This window comes from Caulobacter sp. GW822-FHT07D08 (assembly GCF_058798735.1).
In genome coordinates this window covers 1-11,212 of the sequence record NZ_JBXAKU010000036.1, presented here as the reverse complement: position 1 = coordinate 11,212, position 11,212 = coordinate 1, and the positions used below count along the sequence as shown (strand labels likewise).

Sequence of the window (11,212 nt, the reverse complement as noted above, 5' to 3'; positions counted from 1 at the left end):
GCCGAACGCCGGCTCTCGCCAGCCTCCACCGCCGCCACTAGACGCTCTCGCAAGTCCATCGAGTAAGGTCGAACCATTCGAGCTGGCCTCCACCCAGCTCCGCCGCCCCCAACGGTCAGGCTTGGCCACCGCTTTCAGGACCGCCGGTCTGGAACGTCGCCGCGCCCCGCGGATTTCCCAATCGAAGCGCCACCGGGGAGACCGCATGTCCGCCATCGATCGCGTCTGGTCGCCCTATTGCGGCGCGGGTCCGGCCCCGGCAGAACTGTGGGCGCGCTGGAACCTCGACCCCGTCGCGTTGGTGATCCTGGCGGTTGTCGGCGGCCTAGTGCTGGCCGCCGCCGAAAACCGCAGACTGGCTGTCGCGGCGGTTCTCGTCCTTGTCGTGGCCTTCGTCTCTCCGGTCTGCGCCTTGAGCTCGGCGCTGTTCGCCGCGCGCACCATCCACCATGTCCTGCTGGTCGCGCTCGTCGCGCCGCTGATCGCCTGGGCCCTGCCGCGTCGCCCGCGCGAGACGCGTCTGGCGGCCTGGACGAGCGGCTTCATCGCCGTGTTCTGGATCTGGCATGCGCCGGCCGCCTACGCCCTGGCGATGTCGAACGATCTGGTCTACGCCCTGATGCAGGCCAGCCTGCTGGCGAGCGCGACGGGCGCGTGGCGGGCCGTGCGGGCGGCGCGGCCGGGCGGCGCGATCATGGCCCTGCTCGCCACCACCGTTCTGATGGGCCTGCTGGGCGCGATCCTGACGTTCGCCCCGCGCGCCCTCTACGCGCCCCATGCCCTGACCACGTTCGCCTGGGGCCTCAGTCCCTTGGACGACCAGCAGATCGCCGGCCTGATCATGTGGATCCCGGCCGCGGGGGTCTATCTGGCCTCAGCGCTGTCGATCCTGGCGGGAGTGCTGCGTCCTCGTCTCGTGGCGCGCCCCACATGATCGACCGCTTGATCGAGAACATCTTCGAATGGGCCGCCGGCCACGCCGACGAGGGACGCTATTCGCCGGTGGCCATCGTCTTCCACTGGACCATGGCGGCCCTGGCGTTCTTCCAGCTCGGCTGGGGCTTGTGGATGGGCCGCGCGCCCGCCGGGGCGACGATGGCGGCGGCCTATGAGGTCCACTACGCCGTGGGGATCCTGATGCTGGTTCTGGCCCTGGGCCGCCTGGGCTGGCGGCTGTTCGCGCCCGACACCATCAACGACGCCGACAAGCCGGGCTGGGAGAGCGTCGCCGCCCACGTCACCCACTATGTCTTCTACACCTGCCTGCTGGGCCTGCCGCTGAGCGGCTGGGCGATGGTCTCGGCCACGGCGCGCGAGACCGACCTGGCCCTGCTAGGCGTTATCCCCTGGCCGCTGATGCCGCTGGGCGATCTCTCTCATCCGACGCTGTGGGCCATCGAGGCGGCGACGGAGTGGCTGCATTGGGGCCTGGCGGTCAGCCTGGCGGCGCTGATCCCGATCCACGCCGGTGCCGCGCTCAAGCACCACTTCATCGATCGAGACGACGTCCTTCACGGGATGCTGCCGATCGCGCCGCAACTGCCGTCGCGCCGGACGCGCTGGCAGCGTCGCTGGCGGGCGTTGGAGAAGCGGGTTGCCGCCGCAACCAGGCCGATAAGGCGTCGACTTCGGCGGGCGTGAGCTTGCGCGCGATCTCGCCCATGGCGCCGCGCGGATCATTGCGCCGCTTGGCCAGCCGCCAGCGATCCATCTGTTCACGGATATAGGCCGGCGGCTGACCGGCCAGAGCGGGCTGACCGCCGCCCACGCCCTGCCCCCGCTCGCCGTGACATGCGGCGCAGGGCGCCAGGCCGCGCGCCGGATCACCGTCGCGCCACAGCGCCGGCGCGGGTCCCGCCACGCCGCCCCCGCCCGGCGACGGCAGCGCGGCGTAGTAGGCGACGACCGCCCGGCGCGCCTGATCGTCCAGCGGCTTGGCCACCGGCGTCATCACCGGGTCCGCGCGCAGTCCCGTGGCGTAGTCCTCCATCTGCTTCTGCAGGTAGCCGGCGTCCAGCCCGGCCAGTCTCGGCGTCGACACGCCGTCTCCGGCCCCATCCAGGCCGTGGCACGAGAAGCAGGCCTTGGCCGCGCCGCCCGCGCCGCCGCTCATGGCGATCGTCCGGCCGGTGGCGCTCAGGGCCTGGTCGGTCCGGCTGACGAAGCGGTCGCAGGCGGACAAGGCCGCCAGGGCGAGGAGGAGGAGCGGAAGGCGGCGCACAGCGGCTAAACCGGCGGCCGGGAGCGCGGTTCCCCGGAACCTTGAGCGCGCGGACGGGTTGAGCCTCGAAAGGCGGCTTCGGGGATGGCGTGACCAGCGGATCGAGAACGGCGAACCCCAACATGATGGGGGCGATGATCGGCTTGGCGACCCTGGCCGCCTGCGCCGAAAAGCCGACTGTCCGCGCGATCGCCGGCGCCGATCCCGACCGAGGCCTGGCGCTGATCGAAGCCCGGGGCTGCGGCGCCTGTCACCAGATCCCGGGCGTGGCGTGGCCGCGGGGCGAGGTCGGCGGCCCGCTGGCCGGCTTCGCCGATCGGACCCTGATCGCCGGCCGCCACCCCAACCAGCCCGACGTGCTGGTGCGCTGGCTCCGCGATCCGCCGGCCCTGTCGCCGGACACGGCCATGCCCGCCTCGAACCTGACCGAGAGGCAAGCCCGCGACATCGCGGCCTATCTCTATACGCTCCATGACGACTAGAACCGCCGCCGACGAGAGCTTCAAGGGCTGGCCGCCGCCGGTGCTGGATCCGGCCGGCCCGTTCGCCGCGCCGCTCAACACCCTGACCTGGGGCCTTCTGGCCATGGCCGTCCTGGTCATGACCGTGGTCTTTGTCGCCCTGGCCATCGCGCTCTTCGCGCCGCGCGCCTGGCGACAGCGCCTGGGCGGCGAGCGGCTGATCTGGATCGCGGGGCTGGGCTTTCCGGTCGTGGTGCTGAGCGCGCTGCTGGTCTGGGGCCTGTCCCTGACGTCGCACCTGTCCGAGGCGCCGCGGCCAGGCGATCTGCGCGTGCGGGTGACGGGCGAGATGTGGTGGTGGCGGGTGGCCTATCTGGACCCTGCCGGCCGCGAGCTCTTCCAGGACGCCAACGAGATCCACATCCCGGTCGGCCGAACCATCGCGCTGGAACTGGAGTCCACGGACGTCATCCACAGCTTCTGGGCGCCGCGCCTGGCCGGCAAGCTGGACATGATCCCCGGCCGACGCAACGTCCTGCGGATCCAGGCCGACCGCCCCGGGACCTATAGCGGCCAATGCGCCGAATATTGCGGCGGCGCCCACGCCCTGATGGCCTTTGTCGTCATCGCCCACGCGCCCGAGGACTATGTCCGCTGGCGCGACCGCGCGGCGCGTCCGGCCGCTGCTATTCCCCAGCAGGCGGCCGGCGCGGCGGTGTTCGACCAGAGCGGCTGCGGCGCCTGCCATACGATCCGAGGGACCTCGGCCACCGGCTTGGCCGGACCGGACCTCACCCATGTCGGATCCCGCCGCACCCTCGGCGCGGGCGTGCTGCCCAACAACGCCGGGACGATGGGCGGCTGGATCGCCGACAGCCAGGCGATCAAGCCCGGCAATCGGATGCCGGCCTATCCGGTGCTGAGCGGCCAGGACTTGCGGGCCGTCTCGGCCTATCTAGAGAGCCTGAAGTGAGCCCTCCTCCGAAGCGCGAAGGCTCCGAGACCGGTTTCGACCGCGCGATCTACGACCGCTTTCCCACCAAGGGCCGGCGGCCCAAGGGCGAGGGCGAGGCGCTGGAGGCGATCTGGTGCGCGCCCAAGGGCTGGCAGTGGATCACCGCGATCAACAACAACTTCGTCGGCGTCTACTATGTCGGCGCGGCCATGCTGTTCTTCGTGCTGGCCGGGGTGCTGGCCCTGGTCATGCGCGTCCAGCTGGCCCTGCCGCTGAACGGCGTGCTGCCGCAGGAGACCTACAACCAGGTCTTCACCATGCATGGCACGGTGATGATGTTCCTGTTCGCCGTGCCGGCGGTCGAGGCGCTGGGCGTTCTGCTGCTGCCGCAGATGCTGGGGGCGCGCGACCTGCCCTTCCCGCGCCTGTCGGCCTACGCCTTCTGGGCCTATCTGATCGGCGGGCTGGCCTTCTTCTGCTCGCTGTTCTTTGGCCTGGCGCCCGACGGCGGCTGGTTCATGTACCCGCCCCTGACCTCGACCACCTATTCGCCGGGGATCAACGCCGACTTCTGGCTGCTGGGCATCGGCTTCATCGAGATCTCGGCCATCGCCGGGGCCATCGAGATCATCGTCGGAGTCCTGAAGACCCGCGCCCCAGGCATGAGCCTGGACAAGCTGCCGGTCTTCGCCTGGGCCATGCTGGTCTTCGCCGGCATGATCATCATCGCCTTCCCGTCGGTGATCCTGGCCACCACCGTGCTGGAGCTGGAGCGGGCTCTGAACTGGCCGTTCTTCGACGCTGCGCGCGGCGGCGATCCGATGCTGTGGCAGCACCTGTTCTGGTTCTTCGGCCACCCGGAGGTCTACATCATCTTCCTGCCGGCGGCCGGCGCGATGTCGACCATCGTCCCGGCGGTGGCGCGCACGCGGCTGGTCGGCCACTGGATGGTGGTGCTGGCCTTCCTGGCCACGGGCTTCATCAGCTTCGGCGTCTGGGCCCACCACATGTTCACCACGGGCCTGCCCGGCGCCTCGGTCGGGGTGTTCGCGGCCGCTTCGATGGCGGTGAGCCTGCCCGCCGGCGTTCAGGTCTTCGCCTGGATCGCCACGGTCGCCAGCGGCAAGATGCGGTTCAACACCCCGGGCCTGTTCGTGCTGGGCTCGCTGCTGATCTTCGTCATGGGCGGACTGACCGGGGTGATGGCCGCCATGGTGCCGTTCGACTGGCAAGCCCACGACACCTATTTCATCGTCGCCCACCTGCACTATGTGCTGATCGGCGGCATGGTCTTCCCGCTGTTCGCGGCGATCCACTACTGGACGCCGATGGTCTCCAGCCGGCCGCTGAGCGAGCGCCTGGGACGCTGGACCTTCTGGCTGATGTTTGGCGGCATGCACCTGGCCTTCCTGCCGATGCACCTGTCGGGCCTGATGGGCATGCCCCGCCGGGTCTGGACCTATGCGCCCGGCCGAGACCTGGAATGGCCGAACCTGATCTCCAGCGTCGGCGCCTTCGTGTTCGCCGCCGGTGTCTTGGTCTGGATCTTCGAAATGGCCCGCAACTTCCGTCCCTTCGGCGCCAGCGCCGGCAACATCCACGATGGGCCGGGCCTGGAGTGGCTGCCGTCCAAGCTCTATTCGGTCCGCAGCATTCCCGTCGTCACGTCGCTCTATCCGCTGTGGGACCAGAAGACCCTGGCGCGCGACGTCGAGGCGGGCCGCTACTTCCTGCCCGGCGCGCCGACCGGCGGGCGCGAGACCCTGGTCACCAGTCCGGTCGAGGCCGAGCCGCAGCACCTGCTGCCCATGCCCAAGCCGTCGGGCTGGCATGTCTGGGCGGCGGTGTTCACGGCGGGCTTCTTCCTGCTGCTGACCGTGCAGGCCTATGCGGCCTCGGTCACCAGCGGCCTCCTGGCTGCGTATTGCGTGATCCGCTGGTGCTGGTTTCTGGACCATCCCCAGCCTCTACGCGAAGTCGACGTCGGCGCGGGCCTGATGCTGCGGACCTACGCCAGCGGACCGTCCAGCACCGGCTGGTGGGCGATGGTCATCACCCTGGTGGTGGCGGGCATGGTACTGACCATGAGCGTCTTTTCCTACGTCTTCCTGTGGAGCCGCGCGTCCACGCCGTGGACCGCGCCTTTGGGCCTCGAGACCCTGGCCGTGGCGGTCATGAACCTGGCGGCCATCGCCTCGGCCTGGCTGGCCAGCCGGGTCCTGGCCCGCAGCCCGCGCCTCACCGTTCTGCTGGCCGTCGCCGCCGGCGCGCTGGGCGCGGCGGCCTGGGGCCTGGACCTGACCACCTGGCGCGCGGCGGGCCTGGCCCCGGACCTCAGCGCCCAGGGCGCGATCGTCCACGCCATGCAGGCCTGGCAGGGCTTCTTCATCGTGATCGGCGCGATCATGGCCGGCTATGTCGTGCTGCGCTGGCTGTTCGGCTATGTCGGCCCCGACCGTCCGGCGACCGTGCAACTGGTGGGCCTGTTCCAGGCCTACGTGGCCGTCCAGGGCCTGATCACCCTGGCCGTCCCACGCCTGTTCGCGGCGATGCCGGCATGAGGGCCTGGCGCGGCCTGCTGGCGGGGCTGGCCATCTGGCTGCTGCACTTCGCGATCGTCTACGCCCTGCCCAGCCTGGACGCCATCGGCGCCGCCCCGCCCGCGACCCTGGCCTTCGCCCACAGCGTCGCGACCCTGGCCTGCCTCGCGGCCGTGGCGTTTCTGGCGGTGGCCGGATGGCGAAAAGGCCGCGCCGAGGAGCCCGGCGCGGCCTTCCGTCATCATGTCTCCGCCCTGGGGGCGGCCATGGCCGGCGTCGCGATCGTCTGGCAATCGGCACCGGCCTGGCTGAGCTAAGTCACTGGGTCGGGGCGACCCGCCAGACCGTGTTGGACAGATCGTCGGCGATCAGCAGGATGCGCTTGGCGGGATCAAAGGCCACACCCACCGGCCGACCGCGCGCATGACCCTTGCCGTCCAGGAAGCCGGTGACGAAGTCGACGGGCTTGCCGTTCGGACGTCCGCCCGCGAACGGGATCCAGACGACCTTGTAGCCGGAGAGATCCTGGCGGTTCCAGCTGCCATGCTCGCCGACGAAGGCGCCCTCCCGGAAGTCGCCGCCGAAGCCGCCGTCGCGCGCAAAGCTGACGCCCAGGGCCGCCACGTGCGAGCCCAGGGCGTAGTCGGGCGCGATCGCCTTGGCCACCCTGTCCGGGTTCTGGGGATGGACCCGCGGATCGACGTTCTGGCGCCAGTAGCTGTAGGGCCAGCCGTAGAAGGCCTCGTCGCGCACGCCGGTCAGGTAGTCGGGCACCAGTTGCGGGCCCAGTTCGTCGCGCTCGTTGACCACGGCCCACAGCGCGCCGGTCCGCGGCTCGATGGCCAGGGCGGTCGGGTTGCGGATGCCCCGCGCGAGGGTGCGCCGCGCGCCAGTCAGGCGGTCGATCTCCCAGATCACCGCCCGCTCTTCCTCGACGTCCAGGCCGCGTTCGCCGATATTGCTGTTGGAGCCGATGCCGGCATAGAGCTTGGTCCCGTCGGCGCTGGCGGTCAGCGACTTGGTCCAGTGGTGGTTGATCCGCGAGGGCAGCTTGGTGACCTCGACGCCCTTCTCGGAGATCCGGGTCTGGCCCGGCTGGAAGGCGAAGCGCAGCAGGGCGTCCTGGTTGGCGACATAGAGCTGGCCGTCGACGAAGGCCAGGCCGTAGGGGGCGTTGAGGCCGTCGATCAGGGTCTCCTTGACCTCGGCCCGGCCGTCGCCGTCGGCGTCGCGCAGCAGGGTGACGCGGTTGCCGCCCTTCACCTTGGTCTTGCCCTGGGCCTTGATGTAGCCGGCGATGATGTCCTTGGGACGGGCCTTCGGCGCCTGGGCCCCGCCCGCGCCCTCGGCCACCAGGATGTCGCCATTGGGCAGCACCAGCATCTGGCGCGGAATCTTCAGGTCCGTGGCCAGGGCCGTGACGGTGAAGCCCTTGGGCGCGACCGGCGTCGCATTGTCCCAGCCGGCCGGCTTGGCGATCTTCATCGGCGGCAGCAGGGTCTGCTGCTGATCCGGAAGCGGCGGCTTGCCAGCGCCCGTCTGGTCGAGACCCGGGTCGCCGCGGCCGCAGGCCTGCAGCGTGACCGCGGCGGCGGCGAGGAGCAGCCAGCGCTTACTCATCGGGCGAGTCCTTCGACGCGTTGCTCCGAATAGCCGATCAGCCCGGCGACCAGCGCCGCCACGGTCGAGACGATCGACAAGGTCAGGCCCAGCGATCCCACCGAACTCCAGCCGTCGTGGCTGTGCTGGAAGGCGTTGACGAGGCCGGCGATGAACATCACCGCCACCGCCGCCAGATAGGCCAGCGCCCGCCCCCGCCCGGCGCGGCCTCTAAAGACGGCCGCGACGATGGCCCAGGCCAGCGCCAGTCCGCCGAAGAAACATCCGCCGGCGATCAGCCAGGACGAGAAGTTCGTCCACTGTACGGCCGCGCTCTTCAGATAGGCGACACCCGAGGCGAGGCCGGCTGAAAACAGGGCCATGGGGAAGGCCAGGAGGATGGCGTGAACAGGATGGAGCAGCGTGGCTCTGATCCCTCGAGAAGCTGGCATGGACTCTCCGATAGGCCGCGCGTGACGTCGGCGGCGCACTTCGCGCGCGCCCGTTAGGTTTCAACGGGACGGCCGCTTCCCGGCCGGTCCGGGCGGCCCTCAACTCGGGTCAGGCGGCGCGCGGAAACCACCGACGCTCGCGCCCGACGGTCAGCGCCACGATCGCCGCGCCCGCGGCGACCACCAGCGCGTCCTCGATCAGGCCGCTGCGCGTCTGACCAATGCGGGCCATCCCGCGCTTGCGGCCCGCCAGGGTCAGATAGGCCAGGGGGACGGCCGTCGTGGCCGCGATCGCCGCGCCGGCGCGTTCGCGGCCACGGGGCGCCAGGGCGGCGCCCGCGATGCCCGCGCTCATCACACGGGCGAGCAGCCCGAGGAACACCGTCCGGTCGGGCGCCGACTTAATCTTGTCGCCAAACAGTTCCCCCACGCCCATGGCCAGGGCGCCGAACTTGAACAGGGGCTGGTCCAGCAGGACGAGTTGGCCAGGCGTGGTGCGCCCCGCCAGCCGGGCAGTCGCCAGGGCGGCCATGGGCGTCATGGAGCGCGCGCTGGCGACGACGCCGATCAGGGCGGAGGGAACGAGGGAAGGAGCTTTCATCCTGGCTGAACACGTCAGAGGCCTTGGAGTTCAAGGCCGTGTCGCTCCGACCGGGATTTCGATGCTGGATGACGCGCAGCGGGGAGCGTCTCCCGCGTCGCGGGCGACCTAACTGCACAGTCCCCCACGCCCCGCCTTCAGATGCAGGTGGTTGGCGTGGGCGGCGTTGTAGTCCGGCGACAGAGTGACGCCGAACACCCGGCAGGCGTCGTCGCGCACCCGGCGCAGGAAAGCCGCCTCGGCCCCCTGCCCGTTCCAGTCCTTCTCGACCGTGATGCGCCGGCCGTTGGCCAGACGGAAGCCGGCGATGTCGATCGCCTCGGCTCGCGCATGGGCGCTGGGCCGGCCCGTGATCGGATCGCCGACGCCACGACAGGCGTAGACCCCCAGATGGTCGATCTGGCGAACGTCAGCGCCCAGCAGTTCCCGGGCGGCTGGCCCCACCGATTGCCGCCGCCAGATGGCCACGGCCGCGGCGAGGTCACAGGCCATCATCGGCCGCGCCGGGGACAGGGAAGGACCAATCCTGGGCATGGCGTCGACCAGGTTTCCGGCCCCGGTCACCTGGCAGTAGCTCCCCTCGCTCCGGTCCGCGACCGACCGGAAGCTCAGTCCCGCTGTCGCCAACCACGCCTTGCAGGCCTGTGGCTCGCCCACCGCGTTCAATAGGCGCCCGCGTGTGGAGCCATCGATCGGTTCGCTGATGTAGATCGGTCGGCGATCGAAGCCGAGATCGGACAGGGGCTGACAGGCGACGCAACCGAGCAACAGCGTCAGCGCGGCGAGACGGGGACGCGAAAGCCTCACCGGTCGTCGGCGCGCTCGGGCTTACCCTCGCGCTGGGTGTGGGCGAATTCCTCGAGCTGCTTCTCGCTCATCGACAGCATCGACTTAGATGCGCCCTTGAGCTTGCTCTTGGGCGTGTCGCCGCGCTTGGCGGAGAGGGCGGCGGCGGCGGCCTTTTGCTGGGCGGCGGATTTGGCGGGCATGACGGAACTCCTGGTCCAAGACCGGTCAACGCGCCACCGCAACGGGCACGCGGGCCAATAAGGCCATTGCCGACATAGGCGGGCAGGTCATGATCGCCTTCCCCGGTCAACGGCTGCGGGCTGATGGGTCCGTGCGCCTTCACCGTTGACTGATCGTCAATCGTGGTCCGCGCCCAGCGGCGCGATGGCGCTAGCGCTTGCCTCGGCCGCATCGTCCTTGGGTCCCTTGAAGGTGTCGCCTACCTCGGTCGCGTCGGGTCCATCTGGTCCCGCCGACTTTCGTTCGGCCTGGCCCGTCCTCTCAGCGCCCTTGTTGGACACCAGCCCGGTGCGCTGGCCAAGCGGCGGGGCTTGGTTCTCCTCACGGCCGTCGCTGTTTGATTGCTCGCTCATGGCTGAGCCTCCCGATGATGTGCGCCTGTCCACCGCCAAACTGATCTTTGCGCCGACCGGTTCCCGCTGACGCGTCGCGCTTCACGAGCCAGGCGCCTCGCCCGCGTCGGTCATCATCAACACACGGCGCCGTCACCCGCTCACGGTCGCGAACCTGGGAGGCCCCTTCCGCGTTGCCCTTCAACGCCATCCCGCGTCCATCCTCGCGCGGACCAGGTCCCATATGGCCTCGTGGACGAGATCGGGCGCCCAGACCCGGGTCAGATCACCCGACCGGTGAAGCACCGCCAGTTTCTGGCCGTCGCGCCGGTTTGTCTTCACTCGGTCGCCCGGTTTGCTCGGGATCAGCGTCGGCGCCACCACCGTGCAGCCGTGCCCGAGCTCGACCAGCTGGCGATAGATTTCCTAGCCGCAGGCAGCCGGCCTCGTAGCAGAACTCCAGGCGCTCGCCGTCCTTGCCCAGCCGCTTGGCCAGCTTGGAGACGTCCGTCGGAGTGTTGGGTATCTCCCCCAGGAACCGGACGGCGCCGTCCCGGCCGTCCTCCGCGAGGCTGACTGCGATGCTGGCCTTGTGAACGTCCAGGCCAATGTAGAGCGTGCCCATACCTTCCTCCCGAGCTGCTGCACCCGGTCAGAATGCAGCACCGCGATTCGGACGGCGCGCCGCCGGCAGGAAGGACATACGGACTAAGCCCTGCGCCCGCCAAGGCGGGCCTATGCGTGAGAACTATTCCTTCGATATTCCCCCCCGTTCGGACGCCACGGCGCGACAAGGATAAGAAGCGGCCGAACCTCAGGTAGGGCCGCTCACAGGCTGCCTACTTGTTCAAGACAGCGTCAGCCTTCTTGTCGATCTTGCCTTCCTCCGCCTTCGACATCCGGCCGGCTTTCACAGCCTGACTTGCGCGAGCCTTGGCGTTGCGGGGTAACCCTCCGCCGAAGGCCGCCTTGTCGGCGTGAGGGCTGATGCGGATGCTGCGCGCTTAAGTCGTACCTATGAG

Annotated in this window: 13 protein-coding genes and 1 pseudogene; 6 read left to right on the top strand and 8 right to left on the bottom strand. The window is 70.1% G+C overall.

Annotated features, from left to right (window positions below):
- Positions 1-205: 205 nt before the first annotated feature.
- Both AC1RJ9_RS27895 and AC1RJ9_RS27890 read left to right on the top strand, forming a co-directional pair.
- Complete coding sequence (locus tag AC1RJ9_RS27895) at positions 206-934, top strand: cytochrome c oxidase assembly protein (RefSeq protein WP_492841904.1); 729 nt, start codon at positions 206-208, stop codon at positions 932-934.
- Positions 931-1,641: a cytochrome b gene (locus tag AC1RJ9_RS27890; RefSeq protein WP_492841902.1), complete on the top strand. Its 711-nt coding sequence runs from the start codon at positions 931-933 to the stop codon at positions 1,639-1,641. Before AC1RJ9_RS27895 ends, AC1RJ9_RS27890 begins: the two co-directional genes overlap by 4 nt.
- A 19-nt stretch (positions 1,642-1,660) precedes the next feature.
- On the opposite strand, the pseudogene AC1RJ9_RS27885 reads toward AC1RJ9_RS27890, so the two are convergent.
- Positions 1,661-2,113 (bottom strand): annotated as a pseudogene (locus tag AC1RJ9_RS27885) (c-type cytochrome); the annotation flags it as partial.
- A 197-nt stretch (positions 2,114-2,310) separates the two neighbouring features.
- Between AC1RJ9_RS27885 and AC1RJ9_RS27880 the strand changes: the two are divergent.
- From AC1RJ9_RS27880 to AC1RJ9_RS27865, 4 genes are read left to right on the top strand one after another with little or no spacing between them, the layout of a single operon-like run.
- Entirely contained in the window at positions 2,311-2,703 is a 393-nt protein-coding gene (locus AC1RJ9_RS27880; RefSeq protein WP_492841900.1) for a c-type cytochrome, read from the top strand.
- Positions 2,693-3,655 carry a cytochrome c oxidase subunit II gene (gene coxB / locus AC1RJ9_RS27875; RefSeq protein WP_492841898.1) on the top strand — a complete coding sequence of 321 codons (963 nt, stop codon included), beginning with the start codon at positions 2,693-2,695 and terminating at the stop codon, positions 3,653-3,655. Before AC1RJ9_RS27880 ends, coxB begins: the two co-directional genes overlap by 11 nt.
- Positions 3,652-6,198 (top strand): cbb3-type cytochrome c oxidase subunit I, encoded by a 2,547-nt coding sequence (locus AC1RJ9_RS27870; RefSeq protein ID WP_492841896.1) that lies wholly within the window; start codon positions 3,652-3,654, stop codon positions 6,196-6,198. The genes coxB and AC1RJ9_RS27870 overlap by 4 nt, the downstream gene beginning before the upstream one ends.
- Positions 6,195-6,494 (top strand): hypothetical protein, encoded by a 300-nt coding sequence (locus tag AC1RJ9_RS27865; RefSeq protein ID WP_492841894.1) that lies wholly within the window; start codon positions 6,195-6,197, stop codon positions 6,492-6,494. The genes AC1RJ9_RS27870 and AC1RJ9_RS27865 overlap by 4 nt, the downstream gene beginning before the upstream one ends.
- A gap of 1 nt (position 6,495) precedes the next feature.
- Here AC1RJ9_RS27865 and AC1RJ9_RS27860 read toward each other — a convergent pair whose 3' ends face one another.
- From AC1RJ9_RS27860 to AC1RJ9_RS27830, 7 genes are all read right to left on the bottom strand, one after another.
- On the bottom strand, positions 6,496-7,797 hold the full coding sequence (locus AC1RJ9_RS27860; protein WP_492841892.1) for a PQQ-dependent sugar dehydrogenase: 1,302 nt from the start codon (positions 7,795-7,797) through the stop codon (positions 6,496-6,498).
- A complete protein-coding gene (locus AC1RJ9_RS27855) occupies positions 7,794-8,228 on the bottom strand; it encodes a DUF2231 domain-containing protein (RefSeq protein WP_492841890.1) in 435 nt (144 codons plus the stop codon). The genes AC1RJ9_RS27860 and AC1RJ9_RS27855 overlap by 4 nt, the downstream gene beginning before the upstream one ends.
- A gap of 109 nt (positions 8,229-8,337) precedes the next feature.
- The gene (locus tag AC1RJ9_RS27850) at positions 8,338-8,829 is read right to left on the bottom strand and encodes a hypothetical protein (protein WP_492841888.1); all 492 of its coding nucleotides are present in this window, start codon (positions 8,827-8,829) and stop codon (positions 8,338-8,340) included.
- A gap of 108 nt (positions 8,830-8,937) precedes the next feature.
- Entirely contained in the window at positions 8,938-9,486 is a 549-nt protein-coding gene (locus AC1RJ9_RS27845) for an extensin family protein (RefSeq protein ID WP_492841906.1), read from the bottom strand.
- 146 nt (positions 9,487-9,632) lie between these two features.
- On the bottom strand, positions 9,633-9,818 hold the full coding sequence (locus AC1RJ9_RS27840; protein ID WP_492841886.1) for a DUF3008 family protein: 186 nt from the start codon (positions 9,816-9,818) through the stop codon (positions 9,633-9,635).
- A 156-nt stretch (positions 9,819-9,974) separates the two neighbouring features.
- Positions 9,975-10,211, bottom strand: a complete 237-nt coding sequence (locus AC1RJ9_RS27835) for a hypothetical protein (RefSeq protein WP_492841884.1) — start codon at positions 10,209-10,211, stop codon at positions 9,975-9,977.
- A gap of 265 nt (positions 10,212-10,476) precedes the next feature.
- Positions 10,477-10,815 carry a hypothetical protein gene (locus AC1RJ9_RS27830; RefSeq protein WP_492841882.1) on the bottom strand — a complete coding sequence of 113 codons (339 nt, stop codon included), beginning with the start codon at positions 10,813-10,815 and terminating at the stop codon, positions 10,477-10,479.
- Between the last annotated feature and the right edge of the window lie 397 nt (positions 10,816-11,212).